The organism is Chloracidobacterium thermophilum B (genome assembly GCF_000226295.1).
Taxonomy (GTDB): Bacteria; Acidobacteriota; Blastocatellia; order Chloracidobacteriales; family Chloracidobacteriaceae; genus Chloracidobacterium; species Chloracidobacterium thermophilum.
The window spans coordinates 563,954-590,554 of record NC_016024.1; the positions used below are offsets into that span (position 1 = coordinate 563,954).

The following is a 26,601-nucleotide window of genomic DNA, read 5'->3' on the forward strand; positions in this document are numbered from 1 at the left end:
TCCGGCTTCACATCAGGTCAATCGGGTCAATTTCGATGAAGACGTGGCGGCGCTCCGTATCGGTCAGCGCCGGCAGCATGTGCCCCAGCGCGTGACGTATCTGCATGCGCTGGCGGCCTTTGAGCAGGATTTGAAACCGGTACTCGCCGCGCAGCCGGGCGAGGGGTGCCGGGGCCGGCCCCAGAACGCGCAGCGGAGCATCCGCTGAAGCCGCCTGCGGAATGGCTGCGCGCAGCAGTTCGGCCACTTTTTCTCCCAGCGCCTGACCTTCGAGTTCCCGTTCGTGACGGATGATGACCGTAGCCAGGACACAGAAGGGCGGGTAGTACGCCGCCTGGCGCTGGATGAGTTCCTGTTCAAAAAACGCCCGGTAGTCCTGCTGACAGCCGGTTGCCAGGGCGTAATGTTCGGGGCGGTAGGTTTGCACGATGACCCGGCCGGGGCGGTCGCCGCGGCCGGCGCGGCCGGCAACCTGGGCGATGAGTTGAAAGGTGCGTTCCGGGGCGCGGAAGTCTGGCATCATCAGTCCGGCGTCCACCGAGACGACGCCGACCAGCGTGACATTGGGAAAATCATGCCCTTTGGCAATCATCTGTGTCCCAACGAGAATGTTGAGGCTGCCGGAGGCGAAGTCGTTGAAGATACGCTCAAAAGCGCCGCGTCGCCGCGTCGTATCGCGGTCAAGGCGCGCAATGGCAAGCGTGGGAAACAGCTCGCGCAGGCGGGCTTCGAGCTGCTCCGTTCCTTCGCCGACGTAAGCAATGCCTTCGCCCTGGCACTCCGGGCAGCGGCCGGGCGGTGGCGTCGTGTAGCCACAGTAGTGGCAGGCCAGGTAATGGTCGGTGCGGTGGTAGGTCAGTGTGACCGAGCAGTAAGGACACCCCATGACAAAGCCACACGCCCGGCACAGCCAGCAACTGGCGAAACCGCGCCGGTTCAGCAGCACCATGACCTGTTCGCCCTGGCTACAGGTTTCGGCAATAGCTGTCTGGAGTTCATCCGAGATGAAGCGCGGCTCCCGGTGGCGCTTGAAGACTTCCCGCATGTCCACCAGGGTCACTTCCGGCAGGCTCCGGTTGCCGATGCGCTGCGGCAGTTCCAGCCGGGTGTACTTCCCGACCACGGTATGCTGGAACGTCTCGATGGCCGGCGTGGCGCTGCCCAGAATGACCGGACAGTTGAGCCGGCTGGCGCGCAGGATGGCGATGTCGCGTCCGTGGTAGTGCGGCACGCTCTCGGACTGCTTGTAGGACGTGTCGTGTTCTTCGTCCACGACGATGAGGCGCAGGTTGACCAGTGGGGCAAAGACGGCCGAGCGGGTGCCGATGACCACCCGGGCGTCGCCTGACCGGATGCGCTCCCACTCGTCCACCCGTTCGCCCGGCGACAGCGAGGAATGGAGCAGCGCCACCAGCGAGCCGAAACGCTGGATGAGCCGGCGCGCCAGCAGTGGGGTCAGCCCAATTTCCGGCACGAGCATCAGTGCCGAGCCGCCACGTTGCAGGACGGCGCTGATGGCGGCCAGATAGACTTCCGTTTTGCCGGAACCCGTGACGCCGTGGAGCAGAAAGGTGCGGAAGCGTCCGCTGTCGTGGGCGGCCAGAACCGCCTCGCAGGCCTGGCGCTGTTCCGGCGTGAGTTCGGGGGCCGGTTCCGCCGGCAGGGGCGCCAGATGGGCCAGCGGGTTGCGCCGAATGGTCTCCGGGACGATTTCGACCAGCCCTTTTTTGGCCATCTGACGGAGTACCGCCGGGCTGACCTCGGCCTCAGCGACCAGCTCGGACACCAGCGCCGTCGGCGTTTCGTCTAGGTACGCCAGAACGCGCGCCTGTGCCGGCGACAGTGGGCGTTCCGGTTGGTCGGCAGGGCGTTCTATCCGTCGCACGACCAGCCGCCGTTTGAGTCGGACCGTCGCTTCGCCGGTGCGGGTTGTGAGGCTGACCAGTCCCAGGTGTTCCAGTTCACGCGCAACCTGCCGTGGGTTTTTCCCAAAGCGGTCAGGAGGCAGATCATCGAGCCGAACCGCCCCACCGACTTCCACCAGCCACGCCAGCAGGCGTCCATTCCGGGTGCGGGGCGAAACGGAACCGGCCTGCACGGCCCGGCGTCCGTCTTCGGTGAGTTCAATCCAGTCTTCGAGGCGGACATCGAGACCGGGCGGCAGGGCCACCTTGAGGGTCTCGCCCCACGGCGCGTAGTAGTAGTCGGCGACCCACTGGGTGAGCTTCAGAATCTCATCGTTGATGACCGGTGTTTCGTCAATCCAGTCGGCAATGTCCTTGACGGCGGAGGGCTGCCCCGCCGGTTTGGCCGCCAGCGCCGCCGGGAGTTGCTCGTGGATGGCGACGACATACCCGATCAGGGTCTGGCGTCCAAAGGGAACGACAACCCGGCAGCCCGGCCCGGCCATGGCGTGGTACGCCGCCGGGATGCGGTAGGTGTAGGTTTGGGTCACGGCCGCCGGTACTGCCACTTCGGCGTAGAGTTCAGGGGGAGCAGGGAACGTTTCCGGCATGACACGCAGGCACTCCCCGGCAGCTCAGGGGCGCGGCGGGGAACAGTCTGGGAGTGTGATTCTAGTCAATGATACGCTGAACTATGCTGAAAATAATGTATAATATGCTCAGCATAGTTGCTTGGCATGACTAGGTATGTAAAACCGAGAGAAGCGGCGGATTATTTTGGGGTGTGTCTCCACACTTTGAGGCGGTGGGAACAGAAAGGTTGGATCAATGCAACACGTACACCATCTGGTAGGGCGAGAAGGTATGACCTCGACAGCTACATCAAAACGCCAAGAAAAGTCAAACGAGTCGTTTTGTACGCCCGAGTCAGCAGTCGAGGACAGAAACCAGACTTGGAGAGACAAATTGCAAGACTGGTTAACCTCTATCCTGGAGCCGAAGTGGTCGGAGAGGTTGGCGGCGGTCTCAACTTCAAAAGACCAAAGTTCCTTGCCTTATTGGAACGAGTCCGTGCAGGAGATGTCGGAACAATTGTGGTCGCTCACCGGGATCGACTCTGCCGGTTTGGATTTGAGTTCGTTGAGTGGTACTGCCATCAATACGGGTGCGAAGTCTTGGTTCTCGATGACGATCACCTTTCTCCCCAACAGGAACTGGTTGAGGATATCCTCACCATCCTGCACTGCTTCAGTAGTCGGCTCTACGGACTTGGGAAGTATCGGACTGCAATCGAGAAAGATACGGATTTATCCAGAACCAGCGCTGGCTAAAGTTTGGAAGCAGTGGCAAGCGGCGTGCCGGTACTGCTACAACCAAGGGATTGCCTATCAGCGTCAGTATGGTGCCCCAAAAACAGCCAGAAAGCTGCGGGACATCATTCTGCGCTCCGACCTGCCCCAGTGGGTGAAGGACACCCCCTGCCATATCAAGCAGAACGCGGTCGTCGAGGCGTGGTTGGCGTTTCGCCGGAGCAAAGACGCGAGGTTTCGTAGTGTGCGGGACAGGTCGCATACACTGCAATTCAACGCCGGCAACTTTCGCAATGGGACGTGGTATCCGAAAATCACCCGAGGCTTGACGTTTCGTGCGTCCGAGGAGATACCCGGAGAATGGACACGCGGAACTGAGCTAATGCGGGTGAAAGACAGATGGTATGCCATCTTTCCTGAGCCCGTGAACGAGCAGTGTTCGTTAGCAAAGGGGGGGATTGCGCTTGACCCTGGAGTAAGAAGTTTCTTTACAGGGTTTGATGGGACAGGTTTTGTAGATATTGCCAAAGGGGACTTTGGTAGGATCGCTCGGCTGTGCTACCACCTGGACGCTCTGCAATCCAGGCTGAGCAAAGTACCGAGACTTAAGCGTAGGCGAATGCGGCAAGCGGCGTTTCGTCTGCGAGAGAAAATCAGGGACTTGGTGGACGAGTGCCATCGCAAGGTAGCGGCGTTCCTAACGGATAACTACCGATTGATATTTCTCCCCACTTTCGAGTCAGCCAGGATGGTTGCCAAGGCAGGGAGGAAGTTTGGTAGCAAGACGGCGAGGGCGATGCTCACTTGGGCGCACTATCGGTTCAAACAGTTCCTGAAGTTTCAAGCCAAAAAGAAAAACGTGGTTGTCGTGGAAGTATCGGAAGCGTACACCAGCAAAACCTGTACCAAGTGCGGGCACATCCACACTAAGTTAGGTGGTGCAAAGGTGTTTAGATGCCCCAAGTGCAACCATAGGCTACCACGAGATTGGCAAGGTGCTCTGGGTGTTATGCTCAGAGCTTTGCGGGATACCGCCATTCTGTTCAGAAATGGACAGGATGCTATCGCTTCACCGTTGAGCAGTAATGTTCAGCAGTGTTCAGCGTAAATGTATCAGGCAAGGGCGCCTACACGACGACAACCAGTGGGACAATGGTCGGTTTTTGTCCTGTGACGCGCATGATATGGCGTTTGAGCGCCAGGCGCAGGTGTTCCTGGAAGTGTTCCTTGCCGCCGTTGATGCGCTCGGCTGGAGGCAGGGCTTCGACGGCAGCCAGCACCACATCGCGCAGTTCGGCAATTTCTTCCTCGTCGCCATCCACGCCCAGATAACCGCGTGTGGTGATTTCCGGCGGCCCGAGCAGCATCCCGCTGGATTCCTCCACGGCGACGCCGGCAATGACGACGCCTTCGTAGGCCAGACGCTTCCGGTCGCGGAGCAGGGTTTCATCAAGTTCGAGCGAGCAGGTGTCGTCAATATACACCCGGTTGATTGTAATCTTGTCGCCCAGCCGGGCCGTTTCGCCGTCGAGCACCACGACATCGCCGCTTTCGACGAGCAGGACGCGGTCGGGGCTGTAGCCCAGCGTCTGACAGGCAAAGAGCTTGTGCCGGTACAGTTGCCGGTATTCGCCGTGAATGGGAATGAAATACTTTGGGCGCACGGCTTCGAGCATCAGGCGCAGGTCTTCCTGGGCCCCGTGTCCCGACACGTGGATGCGCGCCTGGGTGGCATCAATAACCTGGACTTCATTGCGGTAGCAGCGGTTGATGAGCCGTGAGATGGCCTTTTCATTGCCCGGAATCTGGCGGGCCGAAAGCACGACTGTGTCGCCGGCTTCCATCCAGGCCTGCCGGTGGCTGCGGTCGGCAATCCGCCACATTGCCCCCATCGGTTCACCCTGGCAGCCCGAAGCCAGCACCACGGTTTCGCCTGGCTCATAGTGCTTGAAGTCCTTGGCGCTGACCAGAAGATCGGCCGTGTCGAGAAAGCCGGTGCGTTCGGCAATCTCGATGTTGCGCTCCATGGCCCGGCCGACCGCGACCACCTGCCGTCCGAACTGCCGGGCGAGGTCGAAGACGATCTGAATGCGGTGAATGCTTGAAGCAAAGCAACTGACGAAGATGCGTCCGGTGGCGCGGTCGAAAATTTCCTCCAGCGCCGGGATAACAACCCTTTCGGAGGGCATCTGCCCTGGACGCTCGATGTTGGTTGAGTCGGACAGCAGCGCGAGCACACCACGGCGTCCGACGGCGCGCAGGCGTTCGACATCAATGGCGTCGCCGCAGACAGGCGTGGCGTCAAACTTGAAGTCCCCGGAGTGCACCACCGTGCCAATCGGCGTGGTGATGGCCAGCGCGCAGCAATCCACCGTGGAGTGGGAAACCCGGATGTATTCGACGGAAAACGCACCGACCTCGACGGTCTCACCGGCGCGTACCGGGTGCAGTTGGGTCGTGGCCAGCAGGTGATGTTCTTCAAGGCGCGGCTCGACGATGCTGAGGGTGTAGGGCGTGCCGTACACCGGCACATTGACCTTTTTGAGCAGGAACGGCAGTGAGCCGATATGGTCTTCGTGGCTGTGGGTGAGCAGAACGGCCCGCACCTGTTCCCGGTGACGTTCGAGAAAGGTGAAGTCCGGGGTCATCGAGTCCACACCAAAGTGCCCGACTTCGGAAAACATCAAACCGGCGTCAATCACGATGATGTCTGCGCCGTAGCGCAGCACCATGCAGTTCATGCCGAACTCGCCGAGTCCGCCCAAGGGGATGATTTCCAGTGTGGTATCGTGTGCATTCATGCCGCCTGCCTTGCGCCGGCCGGAGGGTGGCCGGCAATGGGTGGTTGGTGAACCGGGAGAAGTTCCCAGTCATAGTAGCGAAGTTTGCCGTCGGCGGCGATGTGTGACAGCTTTGTTTCTGCCATCCCGCCTGCTCCCGCTTTGGCGTTGCCCATGAACCTGACGGGAAAAATCGGTTTGGTCATTGTCGTGGGGTTGCTGCTGGTGGCGTTGGTCGGACCGTTCTTCATTCCGCTGGAGCGGGTGACGTTTCAGGACCTGGAACGCAGTTTTGACCCGCCCTCGTGGCAACATCCGATGGGGCTGGACGAAAACGGCCGCGACATCCTGGCGCGGGTTGTCTATGGGGCGCGAATTTCGCTGTCCGTTGGGGTGACGGTGGTGGTCATTTCAGCCACGGTTGGTCTGCTTCTGGGGTTGCTGTCCGGCTACGCCGGGGGCTGGGTGGACCGCTTCATTTCCGGTTTCTGGTTCAACGTGTTTCTGGCCTTTCCGGGCATTCTGCTGGCCATTGCCACCGTGGCCTTTCTCGGCGCCAGCCTGGCGAACCTCATTTTTGCGCTGTGTGTGATTGGCTGGGTAGGGTATGCCCGGCTTATCCGGGCGCAGGTGCTCAAAGTCCGGGAGTACGACTTCGTGACCGCGGCCCGGGCGCTGGGCGCCAGCGACCTGCGGATTCTGTTCCGGCACATTCTGCCGAATGCTGTGCAGCCGTTGATTGTGCAGGCGAGCCTGGGGATGGCCGGGGCCATTTTGGCTGAGGCCAGTCTGAGTTTTCTGGGGTTGGGGATTCCGCCGCCGATGCCAAGCTGGGGGGCGATGCTGAGTGATGCCCGGACACACTTCGCTTCAGGGTGGCACCTGACTGTTTTTCCAGCCGCCATGATCACCCTGACGGTACTCGGCTTCAACCTGCTGGGAGATGGATTGCGGGAGTGGCTCGATCCCAGGCAGCGCCCCCGGTGAGCATGGGCGCGCGGCTGGTTGCTTCCATTCCCGGTATTGCCTAGCATCAGGGCCACAAACCGCTTGCCTTCTGAGTTTGTTGCCAACCCGCATTTGTTTTCCGGCAGACCGCCTGTTGCAGAGGTCGCACCGTTGGGTTCAGGGAGGAACTTGTCCGTATGTCTGCGCCAAACCAACTGGGACACATTCAGCAAAGTTTCAATCAGGTCTTGCAGATGATGTTGTCGGTCTCCGACAAGGTGAGCGACCTCATCTTTTCACCGGGGCGTCCGCCGCAGGTCGAACTTGTCGGACAACTGCGTGCGGTCAAGATTCAGGGGTTGGAGCAACTCACGCCGCAGCATACCCACGCCTTTGCACAGGTGTTGCTCGCCAACAATCCGGCCAACCTCGAAAAGTTTGAAAAGTTCGGTTCGGTGGATTTGTCCTACAGTGTGCCGGGGCACTCGCGTTTCCGCGTCAATGTCTTCAGGCAGCGGGGCACGGAAGCCATTGTCATGCGGGTGATTCCGAATCGGATTCCGACGCTTGAAGAATTGGGGTTGCCGCCCCAGCTCCGCCAGATTGCCGACCTCAAAAACGGCATCGTGCTGGTGACGGGGCCGACCGGAAGCGGCAAGTCCTCCACACTGGCGGCCATCATCAACCTGATCAACGAGACGAAGTACTACCACATCGTCACCATTGAAGACCCCATTGAGTTCATTCACCCGCACAAAAACTCCACAATTCACCAGCGCGAGCTGCACAGCGACACGCCGGATTTTGCCTTGGCGCTGCGGGCTGCCCTGCGGCAGGCGCCCAAGGTCATTCTTGTCGGTGAAATGCGTGACCGCGAAACCATCGAAATTGCGATGGAAGCCTCTGAGACAGGGCACCTGGTGCTCTCGACGCTGCACACGATTGACGCGGCCAAAACCGTGGATCGCATCATCGGCGTTTTCCCGAAAAGTGAAGAGCACATTGTGCGGACGCGCCTGGCGCAGTCGTTTCGCTACATCATTTCCCAGCGGCTCATCCCACGCGCCGACCAGCGGGGGCGGGTGGCGGCCATCGAAATCCTGCGTTCGACAATGCGGACCCGCGAATACATCGAAAAAGGCGAAACCGCCGGGAAAACCCTCGTGGATGCCATGCGCGACGGGGAAATCGAAGGCATGCAGCATTTTGACGGGGTGATCGAAAAGCTCATCCGCCAGAATGTCATCACCAAAGAGGACGGTCTGGCCTACGCCACCAATCCGGGCAACCTCATGTTGCAGTTGAGCGACATGGGGCGTCCGTCGCCGCAGGATGTCATGCCGCCGACCACTGGCGGCCACCGTATACCCAGTGAGTCTGCCAAGCCCTCACCTGCGCCGGGGGTACGTCCCGGCTCAATGCTGGATATGCTTGAACGCTGATGGCGTGTGCCACGTCCCCCTGTCCTTGTCCCCAGCCGGACAGAAAGGCTTTTTTCTGGCAGGGCCCTCTGCCGCGCCGGCGGCCCGTTGCGTCATGGGTTATCAGTCGGTTAGTGTTTCTGCCTGAACCATTTCCGGGCTGGAGGAATTTCGCCATGGACGCGGCTTCCAAGGCATCTGCTGAGGCATCGCCTCGCACCTTCGAGGCGTTCTTCCCACACTATCTCGCCATGCACAGCCATCCCATGACGCGCATGTTCCACTTCATTGGGACGATTTTGCAGGTACCTATCCTGCTGGCCTGTGCCCTGACCGGCTGGTGGTGGGGGCTGCTCGCCATTCCGGTCGTATCTTATGGTCTCGCCTGGTTTTCCCATTTTGTCTTTGAGCGAAACCGGCCCGCGACGTGGACCAACCCGTGGTACTCCCTGCTCGGCGATTACAAAATGGTGGGCATGATGCTGCGGGGGCAGTTGTGGCGCTGACGCGCGTCACACGCCAGTCTATTGCCGGCCGGTAGTCGCTGGGGCGCTGGCCGGACGCTGTTGATGCTTCCTTTCCTTCGGCTGAAGCGACGGGTGCGCCATGCTGACTTCCGTCTGGGGAACGGCGCTGCTGCATCTGCTGATTGCCACCGGCCATGGCTTTCTTGGGGCGTGGCTGGCGGTGCGGATGGTGTTTCGTCCCCGCCGGGCGTGGCGACTGTTCGGCTGGCGGATTCCCTTCACGCCGGGCATGATCCCGGCAGAACGCGAGGCCTTTCTCAAACGCTTCGCCAATGTCATTGCTGAGCGGGTGCTGACGGTCGAAACCATTGCCGATGAAATCATGGCGTTGGGAATCGAGGGGGAAGTGGGCGCGGCATCCCTCCGGCACTATGCGGAGCAAACTTCCAGCGAGGAATTCCTGCGCCATCTGGCGCAGCGCATTGTCGCGTTGCTGGCCGATGAACGTAACGCTGCCGGTATCGGACGCCGGCTGACCGAAGGGTTTGCCAATGTCGTCATTGAGGAAGTCGGGCACACATACGGTCTGGTCGGGCGTCTGATTGCCCACCGGCTTGTGGAACTGGGGATGCTCAAGCGCATCCTCACCCTGGCGCTCGAAGACATCGCCGTGCTTCTGAGTCAGAACGAGCCGGCACGGACCGCCATGGTGGAAACCATCACCACTGTGGGCAGCCACCTGTTTGCCTCGGAGGCGGTCAACCTGCACGTGATGGCTTCGGATGTCACGCCGATTACCGAGTTTGTGCAGTCGCTTGGCCGCCGGCTTGACATTGAGACCCTGTTGCGGACCCAGCTCGAACGTCTGACCGACCAGATGATTGAGGAACTCATCTACCGCGCAGCCGGCCGGGAGTTGCGCATGATTGTCCGCTTCGGGGCGCTGGTCGGTCTGGGTGTGGGAATTCTTCAGGCCGGGCTTTTTCTGTTGACGGAATCCTGAGAACGATGCGGGAACGGCCGGGTGGTTTACTCCGGGGGGGTGGAGGCGTCTGCGCTTTGGGAAGTCGCCGTCGGCCGGGTGCTCAGCCGTTCCTGAATGAACGCCAGCATCTTCTGGAGCACTTCTTCCGGTGAAAGTGACGACGTATCGAGCCAGATGGCATCGTCGGCGCGGCGTAGCGGGGCAATGGCCCGGTTGTAATCCCGGCGGTCACGTTCGAGCACGTCCAGGCGGGTCTGTTCGCGGGTGCAGTCCACACCGCGTGCGCGCTGCTCGGCATAGCGGCGTTCGGTGCGTGTTTCCACGCTGGCATCGAGAAAAAACTTCACGTCGGCATCGGGAAACACGTGGGTGCCGATGTCGCGTCCGTCCATGACGACCGTCCCTTCAGCGCCCATGCGCCGCTGCTGAGCCACGAGCGCCGACCGGACGCCGGCGATAGCCGACACAATTGAGGCATAGCGGCTGACGACGGGCAGCCGGATGTCCTCGGAGACATCCTCGTTGTCAGCAAAAACCTGCAGGTGAAACGGATCGCCGGCCAGTGTAATCGCTGTGGTGCGGGCAATTTCGGACAACCGGGCTTCCTGTTCGGGGTTCAGGGGTTCGGGTGGGTCGCTGGGATGAATCACTCCCAGCCGGAAGCCCTTGAGAGCGACAGTGCGGTACATGGCACCCGTGTCGATGTAGAGCGCGCCAAGCTGCGCCGCCAGAAGCTTCCCGATGGTGCTTTTGCCGGCGCCGGCCGGACCATCAATGGCAATGACGATGTGTTGAGCGGGCGGTGTGACTTCCTTCATAGGTGTCAGGGCCGCTGTGGGCTGCCGCGCAGATGCTGCGGGCGGTCTGGAGTATGTGACCTTCAGAACACGGCTTCTCCGGCCAGATCGGCGATGACCAGGGGATAGACGACATCCAGAAACTGCTGGACGATATAGCCGGAGGCGCCCCAGATTGGGTCACGGTCGGCATGATGGAAAAAATACACATTGCGGAGACGGTGATTGACGATGAACTGCCGCACTTCACGGGCTTCAGTCCGCGCAATGACAGGTAGTGGAACTTCGATGAGGGCTTCGGTTTCGCGGTCATCAAGGCGGAACTCCATAGGGTAGGGAATGACGCCCACCACTGGAGTAATCCGAAAACCGGTATGCGTGGCAAAGGTTTCGAGCAAACCAAGCACCAGCACCTGCTCTGCCGGCAGACCGATTTCTTCCTGGGCTTCGCGCAGCGCCGTCATCACGGGGGAGATGTCTTGGGGGTCGCGCCGTCCGCCCGGAAAGGCTACTTCCCCACGGTGGCGACGCAGGTGGGAGGCCCGCTTGGTCAACAGCAGGTGGGGGATACCCTGCTTGAAAAACAATGGAACCAGTACCGCCGCCTGCACGTCATCACCGCCGGTCGGCTGATAGCCGGCATCCCACGGTTGCAGCACTTGCGCCGCCTGCCGCGTAAACTCGATGCTGACCGTGTAACGTTGTAAGTCAGCCCCACCCTGGCTGCTGACGGACCAACCTGATTGGAGATGGATACCCATGCGGATGTTATACGTACTCGTGCTGCTTGGCGTTTGGTTCACCACGGCGGAGGGACAAACCCCGCGTCGCCGTGCCCTGCCGCCGTCCCCGGTTCCAGTGACGACCACGCTCCCTGACCGGATGCCAGCCGAGCCGTCGGCCGGGGTGTCGGGTGCCCCGGACGCCGAGCCGCCCGATCCCATCGTGCGAGAACTCCAGGCCCTGGTCAAGGCAGTCGTGGCGCTCAAGGCGCAAACCAGGGTGCAGGCCGCCAATGTCCTGCTGGATACCCTGCTCAAACGCCAGACCACGCTCGAAGGCCAGATCGAAACCATTCAGTCTGAGTATGACCGGGTACGCGCTGAGCGGGCGGCCAACCTGGCACGGTTGCAAGACCTGGCGGCGGAAGTGTCGCGTATGGCTTATGTGTCCCAGGCAGAGGCCGAGGCGCGCGTGCGGGCCGATGTGGCCAGTCGGGATGCCGCCTTTCAGACCCGCCTGACGAGTCTGGAGGCCCGTTTCAACGAAAAGCGCGCTGAACTGGTGCAGGTCAATGCCGAAATCGAGTTGCTCAAGGGCCGCCTCCGGGGCTTCATTGACGAGCCGGCTGAGACTGGCCAGCCCTGATACCGCAACCAGTTTTCCGGCAGGAACCTGCTGAAAGGGATAGCCACCTTCCGAGTGGCTTCGATAAAGTCTGCGGCACCAAGGAAAGCTCTCTGCGCTTGCATTCGTTGACGCTTTCAGCGAATGGGCCACACTACCTTTACTCAGGAGTCCTGCAATCTATGCCTTTCGACCTGCCAGAACTACCTTACGCCAAGGATGCCCTTGCACCGCATATTTCGGCGACGACATTCGAGTTCCACCACGGCAAACACCACAAGGCCTATGTGGACAACACGAACAAACTCATCGAAGGCACGCCCCATGCCGACAAATCACTGGAAGAAATCATCCAGGCCGCCCATACCGATGGCAATGCAGCCCTGTTCAACAACGCTGCCCAAGTCTGGAACCACACCTTTTTCTGGAATTCGATGAAGCCAAACGGCGGCGGCGCACCGACGGGTGAGCTGGCCGACCGCATCAATCATGCCTTCGGCGGACTTGAGCAATTCAAGGAGGCTTTCAAGCAGGCCGGCGTGACGCAGTTTGGCAGCGGTTGGGCCTGGCTCGTCCTTGACCATGGCGACCTGAAAATCATCAAAACCGCTAACGCCGACCTGCCGCTCGTCCACGGGCAGACGGCGCTGCTGACCTGCGATGTCTGGGAACATGCCTACTATCTCGACTTTCAGAACCGCCGCCCGGATTTCCTCCAGGCGTATCTGGATTACCTGATCAACTGGGATTTTGCGGCGGCCAATCTGGCTCAGGCGGCCTGACGCCAGCCAGACTTTCGCCTCGTCCGTGTCAAAGGGCTGCCGGGAGACTCTCTCCCGGCAGCCCTTGATGGTTTCCCGGCTGTGTGTCTGGAAAGCGGCAGGTTAGTCGAGCACTTTCACATCGGTCTGGAAACGCCGGTAGTTGGTGTAACGAATCTCCAGCCGGATACGGATGGACTGGTTTGGAAACTCCAGCGTGTCATCGGCATAGACGTAGGTTGGAAACCAGAACCTGCCATCAATGTTTTCGCGGTAGCTCTCGAAGCGCGGGAACTTGTTGTTTCGGTCTTCGGGCAGCGTCCGCCCGGCCGTTTTGACCACCATGAGGTCCTGGGTGTCCACCCAGACGCGGCCGGCGAAAAACCGCTTCCCGCCATGCTCGAATTTGGGGACGCGCTTGGGACGAACGTCAAAAACATAGGTGTCGAGTTCGTCGAGCCGCTCGCGCGTCACGTACTCGATGTTGTAAAGCGGGGCGTTTTCCCTGGTGATTGCAAAAGGCTTCGTTGTTCCGAAGTCTTCCAGATCGGCCGGAGTGATCTGTAGTCCCTGCAGGGTCGAAGGCGGAAAGCGTTTGACTTCTTCGCGGCGCTGTCCGCTTTCGGTGAAGGAAACCTCAGAAAGCCGGTAAAACTCACCTGTCGGCCGGTCATCGAACCCAATGGTTTGCATGCGCACTTCCTGGCGATAAATGTAGTTGGCGAACTCCCGCAGCAGCAGGGATTCGTTCTCGGTGAAGCGTTCGATGACCTGGGCGATGTCAAGGGGGCTGCCCCGACGCACGTTAGGGGGCGTGCTGCGACCAGCATTGGGGGACGGGAACTCCTGCTCCGCTGAACCGGTCGGCGGCTGGGTCACGGTGCGTGGGCGGCCGCCGCTTTGTGCCGGGGCTGTAACAATTCCCAAACTGCCCCACCCAAACAGGGCAATGACCAGAAACACCATACACTGTTTGGAAAGTGTCCGACGAACATGGTGGAGTGTCATGTCGGTATCCTTTCAGTATCCTTGTCATCAAAAACTCAATGCTACGCCATAGCGACGACGCGCTGGAATCCGTTGGAAGCATAGCAGGCAGAGACCGTTTCCTGGACTTTGGCTGGGTCGTGTATGCTTAACCGCCGCTTGACACGCAGAGCAAGACACCACAGCCTTCATCCAGGCCGCACAAAGCGGATGCCACTGAGTTGCTATGAAAAACCTTATTCTTTCGGCTATCCCGTTTTTTCTGCTCACCATCATCCTGGAAGCTGTCTGGGACAAAATCAAGGGAACGGGTTTCGTCACCTGGAAAGACAGCCTGACCAACATTGCGATTGGCACCGGAAGCCTGCTGGGCAAATTCATCCCCACCGCCACAATTTACTGGTTCTGCTGGTACATTTCACCGCTCAGAATCGAACCCGCCTGGTGGTCGTGGGCCGTGGTGCTGCTGCTCGATGACTTCTTCTACTACTGGTTTCACCGGATCAGCCACGAGAGCCGGTTCTTCTGGAACATGCACGTTGTCCACCATTCGAGCGATCACTACAACCTGAGTGTGGCCGTCCGCCAGAGCTGGTTTGGGGGATTGGTGGCGTGGGTTTTCTACGTGCCCATTGCATTGCTCGGTTTCCCGCCGGAGATGATGCTGACGGCGCATGCCATCAATCTGCTGTATCAGTATTGGATTCACACGCAGTTCATCGGGCGCTTGGGCTGGCTCGAATGGATTTTCAACTGTCCGACGCACCATCGCGTTCACCACGGCGTCAACGAGCCTTACCTGGACAAAAACTACGGTGGGATTCTCATCATCTGGGACCGGCTCTTTGGCACTTTTGCTGAGGAAACCGAGCCGGTGCGCTATGGCATCATCAAGCCCCTGCGCAGTTACAACCCGCTGTGGGCCAATCTTCACGCCTGGAAAGAAATGCTTGATGCGATGCGGACCCGCCCGACCTGGCGTGAGAAATGGCAGTGCGTCTGGGGCGCACCGGCGATGAATCCAGCCCAAGCGCCGGCCTGGCAGCCGGAGACAAGGGCGACCGCACAGGTCTGAACTTGCATCGCCAGGGCAGGTTGGGGCAAGGTGTCGGGGCGCTGCCTGTCACGCTGTGCCGGTGTGTTTTCGTCCCCTCTGATGGTGCGGCGCAACCTGGAGGGTATCCCGCGTGGGATGCCACCCTTGGGAGGTGGCAAGACGATGGCCTGCTTTCAAGACCCACAGAAACGCTTTTCGCCGGTAGAAGTGGTTGAACGGTTGCTCATTCTGTACCACTGCGGCGACACACCGCCGTCCCTCTATCTGGCCTCGGACTTCGATCTGGCGCTGTATCTCGACGGTCTGGGCTTTGATGCCTACAGCCGCGAGCATCTGGTTGAGCGTCAACGGGCGATAGACTTCAATCGCTTTTCGATGAACGTCCTGCCGAGTGGTGATCGCGGGCACAGCCACTTGACAGCGCACTGAAGGGTTTACAAGCGGCAGTTCTGAAACCTGCCGGTAGCGCCTTACAAAGTTTTCCTGGCTGCTACTGGCAAGGTGTCCAAGTTTGTTCTCCGCCTTGAGCTAACAGCTTGTGGAGCTATGATTTGGGTTTCGATGAGTGTTACTTCATCACAATTGTTACTTCATCGCGAAGGATTGTTACTTGGTATTCAAGTTCATTTTTTCTGGCTTCTATTACTGTAAAAGAAGATGACTCTTCAACTTGATAGGAGAAACCGTTTTCCTCAAACTTCTCTTTATAGTAAGAGACTACATCTTCTCTTGAACAAGTTGTTTTTATGGTTATTTCTCCCTCAGAACTAAATTCTGCTTCTACTTCAGTATCCGAGTCGCGACAAACAAGCCAAGCCTGCCTCGAAGGAATTGTTACTGTTCTAGATTGCTCTCCTGAATGTGAAAATCTCATTTTTGCTCTTCCAGGAAGTGAGACTTCCGTCTCTCCCTCGGAAAATAGTGCTATTTCTTCACCAGAAGCCAATTTTACCTTCTTAGGAAAACCATATCTCGATATTAGAGGTATCGAAGGAATGATACCTATCACAAAGAAAGAGGCAAGAGTGATAAAATATATCTTCCAGAATTTCTGTTTATCTTGGTCTTCGGGTTTCCTGAAGTACATGACTAGTCCCTCCAAAGTCTCCAAGCTAACTGTATAAGTCTCAAAGCTGTCTGCAGGCGACCTAACGGAGCTTCTTCTGCTTCCTGTGATTTTTCAGCTTTTTCCGAGATGTCATAAACATTTACTCCAAGGAGCAAATCATACAACTGTCTGCGTTCTGGGCTAAAAACCAACCAGCCGCCAAGTATTGCCTGAAGGACGAGGACGTGCCAAAAAAGGCGGCCCCCGCTGGCGAAAAGCGCAACGAAAATAGACACCCTCAACAATTCACGAATTACAGATTTTTCATAACTGAGGAAAGTTTTACTCTCTTTATCAAGGACAACTGTTCCTGCTAAAAACTTGCCGGGCGTTCTACCGTAAGTACATGTTGAGTAAACATTCAGTCCGAGGCTAATAAGAAAGCCAATAGCCATGAGAATATAAGGAGATGATGTTATGGCTTCTTCTAAAGTAAGGCCTTGTAACTTTGCTGTGCCTGCCTGTACGTAGAGTAGTAGGAAACCTGGAAAAGCGAACAATCCATAAGAAAGTTGATCTAACAAGAAACCACGGAATCTTTGGCTAAGAGTAGGGAGTGTGTATTGCTCTGCTTGAAAGCTTTGATAGGTAACTGGTTGATAGAGAGATGGAGGGGACGATGTTTCCTTTTGTGATGGAGGCCTTTTTCTTTGTTCCTCGAAAGCTTCCCGAAGGGCCGGCACTTCCTTTGCTATCCTCCAGCCCAATCCCTGCCGGAAAATCATGTCTTCCGGTAAGACCCTACCTTCAATAACCCACTGCTTCAGCTCGTCAATGTTCGTTTCATATTCGTATCCCTGAATTTTGACCAGCCACTTGCTCATATTTTCCCCTCCGCCTGAGTGTATCCCACAGTCACCGCATTTGATTTCTTGACAGGCGATACGGAGGCCGTATTACCGGAATGTGAAATCCGCTTGTGGTGATTATGAAAGGGGGGAGAAGTGGCGTTGGGCGACCAAGTGTGCAGGGTTGCCCATGAAGGCTACAGCATGAAACGTCCCTGCGAGGGATGCCCAGCAGTTCTTTCCACAACGATGGAGGCAGGACTGTAGCACAGAAGGTAAAAAAACACCTTACGTCCGCTGGCGCGCGAGCATGGCGGCAGGCGCGGTGGTGTCGCTGTCGGACAACTCGCGGTCAAGGGCTTCAAGGCACTGGCGGGCGGCTGCCCGGTGCTGAGGTTTGCCTTGGGTGGTGTGGTGCACGAGGCTGTCGTACAGCGCATCGAGCTGGTCATCCGAAACCTGTTCCTCTGAAGCCACCGACAGGCTCGCTGCCATCAGGTCGGCGATGCGCCGCTGGTCTTCGGAAGGAAAATGGCTGAGGCAGTCCAGGAAGCCGTCAAGGTCGGAAGTGATAAGATCGGCGTAGAACGTCCCCAGCAGTTCCGCCGATTCTCCGACGCACCGCTGCGCCGCCCCCAGCAGGGGCTGCCGCAGGGTTGTGTCGCCGCGACGGCAGAGCGAAATGACATACTCGATCGCGTCGTCATCTTCGGTCGGATCGGCCAGCCGCGCCTCAAACGCCTGCAACACAATTCCGCGATTGTGAGCGTAGTTTTCCTCCAGCGCTGCCAGCAGATAGGCAACGGCTACCGCCCGCTTGCCGGTGGCGCGCTGCTGTTCCGCCAGAAGCGCCTGCCGAACCGCCGCCCGGTCGTAGTATTCCAGCTCTTCCGCATCCGCGTAGTCGTCCGCCAAGAGTTCACTGAGCAGCGGGTCAGTGACGGCTTCCTTGGCGGCAACGGTGTCAGGTGTCAGGTGTGGTGCCTGTGGAAACCTTGTGTGCGACCGCGACACGAGCCAGACCGATACTCCGGCAGCAAGCGCGAGGCTGCCAAGCAAAGCACCAACGGCCAGACGTTTAGGCAAGTCACGCATAACCGATTTGAGACGGAAAAACGCAGACGCCGGAATCAAACTCCAGATGTGGACGGCGACACAAGCATCGCTTGGGAAAGCCGCTGCGCCGTGGCTTCATCCACCAGGTGCGCCACCAGTTCAAGGGCAAACTCAAAGGCCGTGCCGGGACTGCGACTCGTCACCGTCCGGCCGTCCACTACGACCCGCTGCTCAACATACTCGCCGCCGGCTGCCTGCAACGGTTCGCGTACGCTGGGATGCGACGTGAAGCGCTTGCCGCGCAGAACGCCGAAGGAAGCCAACGCCAGCGGCGCGGCACAAATGGCCGCAACCCAGCCATCCTGCTCCGCCGTACGCTGGACGAGCCGCGCCACCCGCGCATCATCCCGCAGGTTGGTCGCGCCCGGCAGCCCGCCGGGGAGAACGACAGCGTCGAAGTGGTCTTCCACCACGGCGTCCAGGGTCGTCTCGGCCACCAGGGGGATGTCATGCGAGCCGGTGACGGTCGGATGGTCAGTCAGGGAAGCCGTCACCACGGTGATCCCGGCCCGGCGCAGGACATCCACGACGATGACCGCTTCCATTTCCTCAAAGCCTACCGCGAGGGGAACCAGAACTTTCGGCATACGCTGCGAGCTTGGGCGTGAGTTTAGGTCGTGAATGATTTCTCAAGCGTTGTTGGAGAGCGTTATGCTGGCTGCAAAGCCAGCCCATCGTCAAGCCGTTTTCAGTGAAGTGCTGCACCGTATGCAACCATCAAAGCCAAAACCCATATCCGCCAACTCGGTCAATGACGACCTGGCAGCCCAGCGCCGCCGGATGCAGACGGTCATCCGGCGTTTGCGCCGCGCTTATCCCGATGCCCGTTGCTCGCTCAACTACCGCACGCCGCTGGAACTGCTTGTCGCCACGATTCTTTCCGCCCAGTGTACGGATGAGCGGGTCAACCTCGTCACCAGGGAACTGTTCCAGAAATACCGTACGGCGGCGGACTATGCCCGGGCCGACCTGGAAACCCTGCAGGAAGACATTCGCTCAACCGGCTTTTACCGTAACAAAGCCAAGGCGTTGCAGGGCATGGGGCAGCGGCTTGTCGAGCGCTTCGGCGGGGAAGTGCCGCGTACCATGGAAGACCTGCTGACGCTGCCCGGTGTGGCCCGCAAAACGGCCAACGTCGTTTTGGGCAATGCCTTCGGGCAAGCGCCGGGCGTGGTGGTGGATACGCATGTCACCCGGCTGGCAAGGCGCCTGGGGTTTTCCGCCGCGCCGACGCCCGAAAAAATTGAGCGCGATCTGATGGCCATCGTGCCGCGACAGCACTACGTCATGCTGCCGCACTGGTTCATTTTTCACGGGCGCGCCGTCTGCCGCGCGCGGAATCCGCAGTGTCAGTCCTGTATCCTGGCCGATCTTTGTCCCTCAGCCGGACAGGTCTGAACTGTTTGGCCCTTATCGCTGCTCCCGTTGCCGCTGCCGCCAGTACACGAGTCCTCCGCCAAGGATGAGCAGCAGCGCCTCGCCAGGGATGATGACCGGCTGTTCCTGCACGACGATGTTGGCCGGCGGACGAATCGTGGTCTGCGTCGTGGCCGGAACGATGACCGGGTTGGTCTGAAACACCCGCTGGTCACGCTCGGTGTGAAAATACGTCGTCAGAAAAGTGTCTTCAGCCGGCTGAAATTCCGGTTGGGTGGGTGCAAGAACCCGCTTGGTCCAGTCGGCTGCCGGGATGCGGTCGGCAAAGGGGACGGCCGCTGGCTCAAACAAAAGCGTTCCATCGGCGCGAACCTCGGTGCGTTCCCTGGTCACAATGAACGCCTTGAAGTTGCGGTGCTTTGGTACATCTTCCAAGGCAGGAAATGGGGCCGGGCAGGTAAGCGGAACGACCGGTTGCTCGGTTGTGAAGGACACCACGAAGGGTTGAATCGAGGCTTGCTCATCATACCCAAGAGCAGTGTCTGCTGGGTCTGTTCGGGCTGTAACAATCACCCAGGTGGCCTTTTGGTCAAGGTGAGGTTTAGCCCACGCTAAAAATGACTCCGACAACTGAAGCGGTTTTTCCGGCGTGGGCGGCTTGGTTGGGTCAAAGGGAGTTTCTTCAGGGCGGCGCGCCACAGCCTTCTGGAGCGCTTTGGTCAATTCCTCTTTCGTGGCGCGGGGTAGGGTCTCTATGCTGGCTTCGGCGACGCGCCGGGCTACCACGATCTGCCCTGGTTGCGGTCTGGGAAGTGCGCTGGGTTTGACGACCGGCTTGGGTTTGAACCACTCCCACAACCAAAAGGCCAGCTTCCAGCGCCGGCGCGTCTCGATGAGCGTCGGAGCAAGATATTCGCTCAGGCGAAGGAAAATCTGTGGCCCGGCCGCTGCCAACTGAACTTCACCCGGAAAGGGCATCGCCCAAGCAAAGGCTTCTCCGCGAAAGCGGATGGCCGGCTCAAATACGACGGTTTCGCGCTTGGCAGCCGCGTCGTAGTAGATGAGCAGCCGGTCCTCTGCATAGTTGAAAGGTACGTTATCACGGGTCACGATGCCGGCTGCTCTCACCGGCCCCGAAGCAATGCCGGCGCCGAGCCAGAGGCATCCGATCCCAATGGCAACACCGGCCACGATCCGCCAGACAGACAAGTATGTGTTCATGATTTCGTTCCAACCGGAGACGAACGTGCAACTCGATAAAGGCCAATACCCAGCAGCAGAAACACCGCGACAGCCCAGGCGTCGGCAAAGGCACCGTGTTCGAGCGCCGGGAAGTGTTCGGCCACGTTGAGCGTGGTCAGAAATCCGCCAGCGACAACCGTCAGGGCGGCCAGCAGCAGGCCTCCAATCGAGCCGCCAGCGATGAGTCCCGAACTGAACAGAACGCCACTCCCGGCCTCCGCTTCCGCTTCAGAAACCGCGCCGCCCGTTTGACGGTCAACCAGCCAGCGGATGAAGCCTCCGACGAAAATTGCCGCCGAAGTCGAAAACGGCAGGTACAGTCCGACCGCAAACGGCAACGCCGCCACGCCGCACAACTCCATGGTGATGGAAATAAACATGCCCAGCAGCACCAGTCCCCACGGGAGTTTCTGGGTCAGAATGCCGTCAATGATGAGCTTCATGAGGCTGGCTTTGGGGGCGGAGTAGGGCAGGTCGCGCCGGTCAAGCCGGTAGTGGGCCTGTCCCTGCTCGTCCACGAGATATTCCACGACCACTTCCGGCGACGTGGCCACCTGCACGACACGGTAGGTCTGGTCATCGAGGCCGCGCAGGGTCCGGCCGGTGTCTGTGCCCTGTATGGGCCCGGTCGTTTCAACGAGCTGTCTGGTTTCAATCCCGCCCACGCCCGGATCAATGATGAACCGAATCTGTCCGGCGTCGTTGATGAGGTAGCGTCCGGGAAGCAGTCCCGCCGCCGGTTCGGTCACGTTGTGAATGCGGTAGGTTTTTCCGGCGAGCGTCACGGTACGGTTCTCGGTCGCTGTAGCCGTGTAGCCCGGTGCTTCCTTGGGGAAGTAAATCGTGTTCGAGTCGTTCAGAAACGAAAGCACCCAGCCGATGGCCAGCGCTGAGGTGGTCACACCGATGACCAGTCCGATTTGCTGCTGCCGTGGCGTAGCCCCAACCAGAAAGCCCGTTTTCAAATCCTGCGACGTTGCCCCGCCAATGGCCGCTGCAATACACACCACCGCGCCGACCGAGAGCGCCACGACCCGCGCTTCGATCCCGACTTTCCCAATCGCCAGAAAGATAAGGCAGGTCAGCAGGATTGTGGCGACCGTCATGCCGGAAATCGGATTCGAGGAAGAGCCGATTTCGCCCGTAATCCGGGACGACACAGTGACGAAGAAAAAGCCAAAGGCGATGATCATCGCCGCTGCCAGCAGGCTGAACCCAAGCTCGCCCGCCGTGAAGTAAATGACGGTGCTGAGAATGATCCACAGCAGCCCGGCGCCGCCCAGAACGAAGTTCATCGGCAGGTCGTTTTCGGTCCGCACTACGGCCGTCGCGGCGGCGGCCTTGAAGCCCCCCACGCCGGCGCGGAAGGCGGACAGGATCATCGGCAGGGAGCGTACCAGGCTGATGATGCCGCCGGTGGCGACTGCGCCGGCCCCGATGTAAAGCACGAAGTTGGTCCGCACATCGCTGGGCGACATGTCCCGGATGAGCTTTGCTGCCGGGAACAGTGGTTCACTAAGGCCGCTGCCGAAAAAGACAATCGTCGGGATGAGCACCAGATACGACAACGCACCGCCGGCCAGCATAATCCCGGCCACCCGCGGCCCGATGATGTAGCCGACGCCCATCAGTTCCGGCGACACTTCGGCGCTGAGCGTCGCGCCGGGCAGCGCCTTGCCCAAGGCCTTTTCGGGATACTCTTTCCACAGGTGCAGCCCGGACATCAGGAACTTGTACAGCAGCGCCAGCCCGAAGCCTCCAAAGACGAGCCTGGCCTGGCTACCGCCCTTTTCGCCGACGATGAGCACTTCGGCGCAGGCCGTGCCTTCGGGATAGGTCAGCTTGCCGTGTTCCTTGACGATGAGCGCCCGCCGGAGGGGAATCATCAGCAGGACGCCCAACCAACCGCCGGTCAGCGCCGTCAGGGTCGTGCGCGACAGATCGAGTGCATAGCCCATCAGCAACAGCGCCGGCACGGTAAAGACGACGCCCGCCGCGACCGATTCGCCGGCCGAGCCAATCGTCTGCGTCATGTTGTTTTCGAGAATGGAACTTTTGCCCAGCGCCCGGAAAATCGTGATGGAAAGGACGGCAATCGGAATCGAGGCCGATACCGTCAGACCGACCTTGAGCGCCAGATAAACGGAAGACGCCCCGAAGACGATCCCCAGAATGACGCCGACGAGGACGCTGCGCAGGGTAAATTCCGGCAGGACGGCTTCGCTGGCCACAAAGGGCTGGAAGTGCGTCGCCGCCGGTGACTCAACTTGGGTGGACATGGGTGAGTTTGGCTCCAGTTCGGGCAGGGGGTTCAGGTCTTCTTGCGTTGGAAGGCCTCGCCGGGAAGCCAGTCGGGCATCGCCGGGTCATCGGCAACGGTGGCCACGATGAGCAGGGCAAACTGCGCATGCTGGGCCGCCCCCCGAAAGTCCCAGTCTTCCTGAATGGTGTCCGTGGGTTGGTGGTAGTCGCGGCGCACGTAGGTGTCAAACCGCTGTTTGCCCCAGCCTTCCGGTTTGCCTTCGACTTCGACGCCAAAGTTGAGCGACAGACACGGTACACCGGCCTTGGCAAAGCAGAAGTGGTCAGAGCGGAAAAATGAGCCGTTCTGGGGGAACGGGTCCGGCTTCATCACCAGCCCCTCCAGTTTGGCCAGCGCGTCAATGGTTTTGCCAAGCGTCGAACGCTCCGCCCCCAGCGGAACGAAATCGCGGGTGCGCCCAAAGACATTGACTTCGTCGAGGTTGATGTTGGCTGCCGTTTTTTCGAGGGGAATGAGGGGGTGTTCGCAGTAATACTGCGCCCCCAGCAGGCCCTGTTCTTCGGCCGTGACCGACAAAAACAGCACTGATCGGCGCGGACGCCAGTCTGATTTCCCCAACGCCTCGGCCATCGCCAGCAGAGCTGCCACGCCCGAAGCATTGTCCAGCGCGCCACGGTAAATCAGCCGTTGCCCGGAAGCCGGGTCTTCCTTGACGCCAAAGTGGTCGTAGTGCGCCGTGACGACAACACATTCATCGCGCAACTTCTCGTCACGCCCTGGCAGCCACCCGACGACATTCGGTGACTCAAGTGTGGACACTTCACTTTTCAGGTGCAGCGAAAGGGTCGTGTCGAGCGGCACCGGGCGGAAGTCCCGCCGTTCGGCCTGCTCGATGAGCGTGGCCAGCCGCTTGCCGCCGAGCTGGGCAATCCGCACGGCTGCATCATCGGTAATCCACGATTTCAAGGCCACGACCGGCGGGGAGTTGGCATCCCGGACGAGTTCCGACCGCGTGCCGGTGTTGGAGCTTTGGACCACCTGCCACGGATAGGTGGCGCTCTCGGTCGTGTGAATGAGCAGCACCCCGCGCGCGCCCTGGCGGGCGGCTTCCTCGTACTTGTACGTCCAACGCCCGTAGTAGGTCAGCGTCCGCCCCTGAAAAATGGACGGGTTGTGCAGTCCCGGATCGTTGACCAGCAGCATGACGATCTTGCCGCGCACGTCCACGTCCTTGTAGTCGTTCCAGTCATATTCCGGTGCGACGATGCCGTAGCCGGCAAAGACAACCGGAACATCATCGAACCGGACTTCAGGCAGGCACTCACCGGATTGCGCCGTGAACTCCGTCCCATACGCCAGTTCGACGGTTGCCCCGGACGCTGCGCGAAAGGTCATCGTGGTTGGGATGGCGCGCAGATTGACAATAGGCACGTTCTGGAAATACGAGCCGCCAAGCGGCTCCAGCCCGTAGGTCTGGAACTGGGCGGCGATGTACTTCGCCGTAAGGAGTCCGCCGCGCGTGCCAGGGGCGCGGCCTTCAAACAGATCATCGGAAAGCAGTTCAGTGTGGGCGCGCAAGGTGGCCGGTTGAATCCGGGCCAAAATGGCGCGGACTTCGGCCGGGACGGAGACGGTTTCCGTTGCCCTGACCGGCATGCCAATCTGGATGACCAGCCACAGCAGCCACCAGCCCGCAACGCCCAGGCGCAGCGTTTTCATTACGGTCTGTCCTCGTGGAAACCAAAAGGTTGCCGATATTTGACGAACATCAAACGGTAGCGGCATTCTCATGCCAACGCCGGTGGAATTTCAACGGCAAAAACACGTTCTGCCAGACTCATCCCGCTGAAAAAACACCTGATGCCTGGGCGGTTGCTTTCACGGACGGTTGGCTCGCAAGATTTTGGGGGGCAGCATGCAGCCTGGTGACACGCTGGGGCCATACACTCTTGTCCGCCTGCTCGGACGGGGCGCTTTTGGGCAGGTCTGGCTGGCGGAACGGCGCACGGCGCTGGCCGTGACGCGCGTGGCCCTCAAAATTCCGCTGGCAGACGATGTGGACCTCGATGCCATCCGCAAGGAGGCGTCCATCTGGGCCCAGGCCAGCGGCCATCCCAACGTGCTGCCCATCATCGAGGCCGATATTTACGACGGCCAGGTGGTCATCGTCAGCGAGTACGCCCCGGACGGTTCGCTGGTGGACTGGCTGGTGCGGAAGGGCGGTGTCGTCAGCCTGCCGGAAGCCGCCAAAATGGTGGATGGGATTCTCGCCGGGCTGGAGCACCTGCATGCGCGCCAGATCGTTCACCGCGACCTGAAGCCGGCCAACGTGCTGCTGCAAGGGGAAACGCCCCGGCTGGCGGACTTTGGCATTGCGCGGGTGGTGCGTGCCACCTCCCACACGGGACACATTGCCGGCACACCGGCTTACATGCCGCCGGAGGCCTTCGACGGCGTACGTACCGAGCAGGGCGATCTGTGGGCCGCCGGCGTGGTTTTCCAGCAGCTCATCACCGGCAGGTTGCCGTTTCCACAGGCCGACCTGCCCTCTCTGATGGCGGCTATTCTCACCCGCGAGCCGGCACCGCTTCCGGCTGATTTTCCGCCTGCTGTGCGGTCATTTCTGGCGACGGCGCTGTGCAAGGACCCGGCGCACCGTTTTGCCACAGCCACGGCGATGCGGCGGGCGTTGGCGCAGGCCGTTGCGGCGTCAGCCCCGGTCGGGGCCTGGGGGGCGTCCCCGGCGACAGCGCCGGCGCGTCCGGCCACCGACAGCCGGGCGGCCGCTGTCACCGTACCGGCGGCATCCGTTCCGGCGCCGGTTTCGACGCCGGCCGGGGCTGCTCCGTCTGCAATCCCGGCCACCCCGACCGCCGATACGCTGCCGCTGCCGCCGGACCGCGCTGCCGGCCTCGGCCCGGCAGCTTCCGCTGCCTTGGGCAGCCACAACAAAAACCGTCTGGACAGCGAGACCCCCGGCACAGAGAGCCGGGGCAACCAGGGCCGGGAAAGCCAGGGCCGGGAAAGTCAGGGTTGGTGGTGGATTGCGGCTGGTGTTGCCGTAACCCTGCTGTTGGGGGCGACATTGTTTCTGGCCCTGCTGGTCTATTTTCAGGGCCAGGCTTTCCGCTCCTAGGCACAGCCGGCTCCTGTGCCGCCGGTTGTGGAACCGGCACCATCCCCGGCGCTCCCCACAAGGTCAGATACTCCGGCATTGGATACCCCGGCTGAACCTGCTGCCGAGCCACCCGCGCCGCCGACCTCCCTCGAACCGGGTTCGGAAGGGTTTTACGTCATTGCCTTCTCGGCCAAAACGGCCGAGGCTGCCGAAGCCAGAAAACAGTCCTATCTCAAGGCCGGCTTGCAGCCCTTTGTCGTCAAAACGGACGACTGGACGAACTTCGAGCCGGGCTTTTACATCGTGGCGCTGGGGATTTACCCCACGGAAGCTGAGGCAAAGGCTGTCGCGTCACTGGCAAAGGAAAAGGGAATCAGTGCCTATACCAAAGCCTCCGGCCCGCCCCGCCAGCCCGAAGCTGCCGGCCCGGACGCCCCGAACCCGGATGACGTACCGGGGGATTTCCCGGAGGCTTCGCTGCGCGATCTCACCGATGATGACCTGCGCGACCTGACTGCAGAAGAGCTGCGTCTGATGCGCAACGAGATACTGGCGCGGCATGGCTATCGTTTTTCCGACCCGGAGTTGGCTGCGCACTTTGGCGCGCAGCCGTGGTACCATCCGACCGACGGCAATGCCGAAGACAAGCTGACCGCCGTTGAGCGCCGCAATATCGAGCGGATTCGGCAGGCTGAAAAACAGGCCAGAGCGGCTGAACGAACCCCCAGGGATTGAAATCCTGAGAAGTTGGAGCCAGCGTGTACGCCCAGGGGCGTCGCATCCACCCCGACCGCCTATTGAGACGACCCGGGCAAAGGGCTATCG

26 protein-coding genes are annotated in these 26,601 nt (G+C 60.3%); 13 read left to right on the forward strand and 13 right to left on the reverse strand.

Annotated elements, in window-relative coordinates:
- Window positions 1–7: 7 nt before the first annotated feature.
- Window positions 8–2,515: a primosomal protein N' gene (priA, locus tag CABTHER_RS02385; protein WP_014098979.1), complete on the reverse strand. Its 2,508-nt coding sequence runs from the start codon at window positions 2,513–2,515 to the stop codon at window positions 8–10.
- A gap of 126 nt (window positions 2,516–2,641) precedes the next feature.
- Between priA and CABTHER_RS16430 the strand changes: the two genes are divergently transcribed.
- Complete coding sequence (locus tag CABTHER_RS16430) at window positions 2,642–3,235, forward strand: IS607 family transposase (protein WP_081464648.1); 594 nt, start codon at window positions 2,642–2,644, stop codon at window positions 3,233–3,235.
- Entirely contained in the window at window positions 3,174–4,322 is a 1,149-nt protein-coding gene (locus CABTHER_RS17345) for an RNA-guided endonuclease InsQ/TnpB family protein (RefSeq protein ID WP_148263904.1), read from the forward strand. The genes CABTHER_RS16430 and CABTHER_RS17345 overlap by 62 nt, the downstream gene beginning before the upstream one ends.
- Before the next feature lie 19 nt (window positions 4,323–4,341).
- Here the strand turns inward: CABTHER_RS17345 and CABTHER_RS02395 are convergent, their stop codons facing one another.
- Both CABTHER_RS02395 and CABTHER_RS17665 read right to left on the reverse strand, forming a co-directional pair.
- Complete coding sequence (locus CABTHER_RS02395) at window positions 4,342–6,015, reverse strand: ribonuclease J (RefSeq protein WP_014098981.1); 1,674 nt, start codon at window positions 6,013–6,015, stop codon at window positions 4,342–4,344.
- Window positions 6,012–6,140: a hypothetical protein gene (locus CABTHER_RS17665; protein ID WP_257721565.1), complete on the reverse strand. Its 129-nt coding sequence runs from the start codon at window positions 6,138–6,140 to the stop codon at window positions 6,012–6,014. Before CABTHER_RS17665 ends, CABTHER_RS02395 begins: the two co-directional genes overlap by 4 nt.
- Window positions 6,141–6,168: 28 nt before the next feature.
- Here CABTHER_RS17665 and CABTHER_RS02400 point away from each other — a divergent pair, with 28 nt between their 5' ends.
- The 4 genes from CABTHER_RS02400 (at window position 6,169) to CABTHER_RS02415 (ending at window position 9,833) form a co-directional block, all read left to right on the forward strand.
- Window positions 6,169–6,981: an ABC transporter permease gene (locus tag CABTHER_RS02400; protein ID WP_014098983.1), complete on the forward strand. Its 813-nt coding sequence runs from the start codon at window positions 6,169–6,171 to the stop codon at window positions 6,979–6,981.
- Window positions 6,982–7,139: 158 nt separating this feature from the next.
- On the forward strand, window positions 7,140–8,384 hold the full coding sequence (locus CABTHER_RS02405; RefSeq protein ID WP_014098984.1) for a type IV pilus twitching motility protein PilT: 1,245 nt from the start codon (window positions 7,140–7,142) through the stop codon (window positions 8,382–8,384).
- 155 nt (window positions 8,385–8,539) lie between these two features.
- Window positions 8,540–8,869, forward strand: coding sequence for a DUF962 domain-containing protein (locus CABTHER_RS02410; RefSeq protein WP_041569042.1), 330 nt, complete (start codon window positions 8,540–8,542; stop codon window positions 8,867–8,869).
- A 100-nt stretch (window positions 8,870–8,969) separates the two neighbouring features.
- On the forward strand, window positions 8,970–9,833 hold the full coding sequence (locus tag CABTHER_RS02415) for a DUF445 domain-containing protein (protein ID WP_014098986.1): 864 nt from the start codon (window positions 8,970–8,972) through the stop codon (window positions 9,831–9,833).
- A 26-nt stretch (window positions 9,834–9,859) separates the two neighbouring features.
- Here the strand turns inward: CABTHER_RS02415 and cmk are convergent, their stop codons facing one another.
- Both cmk and CABTHER_RS02425 read right to left on the reverse strand, forming a co-directional pair.
- Window positions 9,860–10,633 carry a (d)CMP kinase gene (cmk, locus tag CABTHER_RS02420; protein WP_014098987.1) on the reverse strand — a complete coding sequence of 258 codons (774 nt, stop codon included), beginning with the start codon at window positions 10,631–10,633 and terminating at the stop codon, window positions 9,860–9,862.
- Window positions 10,634–10,695: 62 nt separating this feature from the next.
- Window positions 10,696–11,373 (reverse strand): CoA pyrophosphatase, encoded by a 678-nt coding sequence (locus CABTHER_RS02425; RefSeq protein WP_014098988.1) that lies wholly within the window; start codon window positions 11,371–11,373, stop codon window positions 10,696–10,698.
- Between CABTHER_RS02425 and CABTHER_RS02430 the strand changes: the two genes are divergently transcribed.
- Together CABTHER_RS02430 and CABTHER_RS02435 are read left to right on the forward strand one after the other, a co-directional pair.
- Window positions 11,372–11,980 carry a hypothetical protein gene (locus tag CABTHER_RS02430; RefSeq protein WP_014098989.1) on the forward strand — a complete coding sequence of 203 codons (609 nt, stop codon included), beginning with the start codon at window positions 11,372–11,374 and terminating at the stop codon, window positions 11,978–11,980. The two genes, CABTHER_RS02425 and CABTHER_RS02430, sit on opposite strands and share 2 nt — an antisense overlap.
- Window positions 11,981–12,141: 161 nt before the next feature.
- Entirely contained in the window at window positions 12,142–12,741 is a 600-nt protein-coding gene (locus CABTHER_RS02435; protein ID WP_014098990.1) for a superoxide dismutase, read from the forward strand.
- 102 nt (window positions 12,742–12,843) lie between these two features.
- Here CABTHER_RS02435 and CABTHER_RS02440 read toward each other — a convergent pair whose 3' ends face one another.
- On the reverse strand, window positions 12,844–13,728 hold the full coding sequence (locus tag CABTHER_RS02440) for a LolA-like protein (RefSeq protein WP_049787450.1): 885 nt from the start codon (window positions 13,726–13,728) through the stop codon (window positions 12,844–12,846).
- Window positions 13,729–13,933: 205 nt separating this feature from the next.
- Here CABTHER_RS02440 and CABTHER_RS02445 point away from each other — a divergent pair, with 205 nt between their 5' ends.
- Window positions 13,934–14,782 (forward strand): sterol desaturase family protein, encoded by an 849-nt coding sequence (locus CABTHER_RS02445; RefSeq protein WP_014098992.1) that lies wholly within the window; start codon window positions 13,934–13,936, stop codon window positions 14,780–14,782.
- Between the two features lie 144 nt (window positions 14,783–14,926).
- Window positions 14,927–15,193, forward strand: a complete 267-nt coding sequence (locus CABTHER_RS02450; RefSeq protein ID WP_148263905.1) for a hypothetical protein — start codon at window positions 14,927–14,929, stop codon at window positions 15,191–15,193.
- A 139-nt stretch (window positions 15,194–15,332) separates the two neighbouring features.
- On the opposite strand, the gene CABTHER_RS16930 is transcribed toward CABTHER_RS02450, so the two are convergent.
- From CABTHER_RS16930 to CABTHER_RS02465, 4 genes are all read right to left on the reverse strand, one after another.
- Window positions 15,333–15,851 (reverse strand): hypothetical protein, encoded by a 519-nt coding sequence (locus tag CABTHER_RS16930; RefSeq protein WP_148263906.1) that lies wholly within the window; start codon window positions 15,849–15,851, stop codon window positions 15,333–15,335.
- 2 nt (window positions 15,852–15,853) lie between these two features.
- Entirely contained in the window at window positions 15,854–16,696 is an 843-nt protein-coding gene (locus CABTHER_RS02455; protein ID WP_014098994.1) for an RDD family protein, read from the reverse strand.
- A gap of 252 nt (window positions 16,697–16,948) precedes the next feature.
- A complete protein-coding gene (locus CABTHER_RS02460; RefSeq protein WP_014098995.1) occupies window positions 16,949–17,755 on the reverse strand; it encodes a hypothetical protein in 807 nt (268 codons plus the stop codon).
- Between the two features lie 35 nt (window positions 17,756–17,790).
- Entirely contained in the window at window positions 17,791–18,363 is a 573-nt protein-coding gene (locus CABTHER_RS02465; protein ID WP_014098996.1) for a DJ-1 family glyoxalase III, read from the reverse strand.
- 121 nt (window positions 18,364–18,484) lie between these two features.
- On the opposite strand from CABTHER_RS02465, the gene nth reads away from it, so the two are divergent.
- Window positions 18,485–19,174: an endonuclease III gene (nth, locus tag CABTHER_RS02470; protein WP_049787509.1), complete on the forward strand. Its 690-nt coding sequence runs from the start codon at window positions 18,485–18,487 to the stop codon at window positions 19,172–19,174.
- Window positions 19,175–19,186: 12 nt separating this feature from the next.
- Here the strand turns inward: nth and CABTHER_RS02475 are convergent, their stop codons facing one another.
- Genes CABTHER_RS02475 through CABTHER_RS02485 form a run of 3 tightly spaced genes read right to left on the reverse strand, consistent with a single transcriptional unit; the run spans window position 19,187 to window position 24,377 of the window.
- Complete coding sequence (locus tag CABTHER_RS02475) at window positions 19,187–20,374, reverse strand: hypothetical protein (protein ID WP_014098998.1); 1,188 nt, start codon at window positions 20,372–20,374, stop codon at window positions 19,187–19,189.
- Window positions 20,371–22,674 (reverse strand): OPT family oligopeptide transporter, encoded by a 2,304-nt coding sequence (locus CABTHER_RS02480; RefSeq protein ID WP_014098999.1) that lies wholly within the window; start codon window positions 22,672–22,674, stop codon window positions 20,371–20,373. The genes CABTHER_RS02475 and CABTHER_RS02480 overlap by 4 nt, the downstream gene beginning before the upstream one ends.
- 32 nt (window positions 22,675–22,706) lie before the next feature.
- Window positions 22,707–24,377 carry a M20/M25/M40 family metallo-hydrolase gene (locus CABTHER_RS02485; protein WP_014099000.1) on the reverse strand — a complete coding sequence of 557 codons (1,671 nt, stop codon included), beginning with the start codon at window positions 24,375–24,377 and terminating at the stop codon, window positions 22,707–22,709.
- Window positions 24,378–24,573: 196 nt separating this feature from the next.
- Between CABTHER_RS02485 and CABTHER_RS15320 the strand changes: the two genes are divergently transcribed.
- Together CABTHER_RS15320 and CABTHER_RS15325 are read left to right on the forward strand one after the other, a co-directional pair.
- On the forward strand, window positions 24,574–25,794 hold the full coding sequence (locus CABTHER_RS15320; protein WP_014099001.1) for a serine/threonine-protein kinase: 1,221 nt from the start codon (window positions 24,574–24,576) through the stop codon (window positions 25,792–25,794).
- A gap of 27 nt (window positions 25,795–25,821) precedes the next feature.
- A complete protein-coding gene (locus CABTHER_RS15325; RefSeq protein ID WP_212770295.1) occupies window positions 25,822–26,511 on the forward strand; it encodes a YARHG domain-containing protein in 690 nt (229 codons plus the stop codon).
- Window positions 26,512–26,601 lie beyond the last annotated feature (90 nt).

What these genes read in the sequence shown, in the direction of transcription:
- priA (WP_014098979.1), bottom strand. Translation starts at nt 2,515, where the DNA reads ATGCCGGAAACGTTCCCTGCTCCCCCTGAACTCTACGCCGAAGTGGCA.
- CABTHER_RS16430 (WP_081464648.1), top strand. Translation starts at nt 2,642, where the DNA reads ATGACTAGGTATGTAAAACCGAGAGAAGCGGCGGATTATTTTGGGGTG.
- CABTHER_RS02395 (WP_014098981.1), bottom strand. Translation starts at nt 6,015, where the DNA reads ATGAATGCACACGATACCACACTGGAAATCATCCCCTTGGGCGGACTC.
- CABTHER_RS17665 (WP_257721565.1), bottom strand. Translation starts at nt 6,140, where the DNA reads ATGGCAGAAACAAAGCTGTCACACATCGCCGCCGACGGCAAACTTCGC.
- CABTHER_RS02400 (WP_014098983.1), top strand. Translation starts at nt 6,169, where the DNA reads ATGAACCTGACGGGAAAAATCGGTTTGGTCATTGTCGTGGGGTTGCTG.
- CABTHER_RS02405 (WP_014098984.1), top strand. Translation starts at nt 7,140, where the DNA reads ATGTCTGCGCCAAACCAACTGGGACACATTCAGCAAAGTTTCAATCAG.
- CABTHER_RS02410 (WP_041569042.1), top strand. Translation starts at nt 8,540, where the DNA reads ATGGACGCGGCTTCCAAGGCATCTGCTGAGGCATCGCCTCGCACCTTC.
- CABTHER_RS02415 (WP_014098986.1), top strand. Translation starts at nt 8,970, where the DNA reads ATGCTGACTTCCGTCTGGGGAACGGCGCTGCTGCATCTGCTGATTGCC.
- cmk (WP_014098987.1), bottom strand. Translation starts at nt 10,633, where the DNA reads ATGAAGGAAGTCACACCGCCCGCTCAACACATCGTCATTGCCATTGAT.
- CABTHER_RS02430 (WP_014098989.1), top strand. Translation starts at nt 11,372, where the DNA reads ATGCGGATGTTATACGTACTCGTGCTGCTTGGCGTTTGGTTCACCACG.
- CABTHER_RS02425 (WP_014098988.1), bottom strand. Translation starts at nt 11,373, where the DNA reads ATGGGTATCCATCTCCAATCAGGTTGGTCCGTCAGCAGCCAGGGTGGG.
- CABTHER_RS02435 (WP_014098990.1), top strand. Translation starts at nt 12,142, where the DNA reads ATGCCTTTCGACCTGCCAGAACTACCTTACGCCAAGGATGCCCTTGCA.
- CABTHER_RS02440 (WP_049787450.1), bottom strand. Translation starts at nt 13,728, where the DNA reads ATGACACTCCACCATGTTCGTCGGACACTTTCCAAACAGTGTATGGTG.
- CABTHER_RS02445 (WP_014098992.1), top strand. Translation starts at nt 13,934, where the DNA reads ATGAAAAACCTTATTCTTTCGGCTATCCCGTTTTTTCTGCTCACCATC.
- CABTHER_RS02450 (WP_148263905.1), top strand. Translation starts at nt 14,927, where the DNA reads ATGGCCTGCTTTCAAGACCCACAGAAACGCTTTTCGCCGGTAGAAGTG.
- CABTHER_RS16930 (WP_148263906.1), bottom strand. Translation starts at nt 15,851, where the DNA reads ATGTACTTCAGGAAACCCGAAGACCAAGATAAACAGAAATTCTGGAAG.
- CABTHER_RS02455 (WP_014098994.1), bottom strand. Translation starts at nt 16,696, where the DNA reads ATGAGCAAGTGGCTGGTCAAAATTCAGGGATACGAATATGAAACGAAC.
- CABTHER_RS02460 (WP_014098995.1), bottom strand. Translation starts at nt 17,755, where the DNA reads ATGCGTGACTTGCCTAAACGTCTGGCCGTTGGTGCTTTGCTTGGCAGC.
- CABTHER_RS02465 (WP_014098996.1), bottom strand. Translation starts at nt 18,363, where the DNA reads ATGCCGAAAGTTCTGGTTCCCCTCGCGGTAGGCTTTGAGGAAATGGAA.
- nth (WP_049787509.1), top strand. Translation starts at nt 18,485, where the DNA reads ATGCAACCATCAAAGCCAAAACCCATATCCGCCAACTCGGTCAATGAC.
- CABTHER_RS02475 (WP_014098998.1), bottom strand. Translation starts at nt 20,374, where the DNA reads ATGAACACATACTTGTCTGTCTGGCGGATCGTGGCCGGTGTTGCCATT.
- CABTHER_RS02480 (WP_014098999.1), bottom strand. Translation starts at nt 22,674, where the DNA reads ATGTCCACCCAAGTTGAGTCACCGGCGGCGACGCACTTCCAGCCCTTT.
- CABTHER_RS02485 (WP_014099000.1), bottom strand. Translation starts at nt 24,377, where the DNA reads ATGAAAACGCTGCGCCTGGGCGTTGCGGGCTGGTGGCTGCTGTGGCTG.
- CABTHER_RS15320 (WP_014099001.1), top strand. Translation starts at nt 24,574, where the DNA reads ATGCAGCCTGGTGACACGCTGGGGCCATACACTCTTGTCCGCCTGCTC.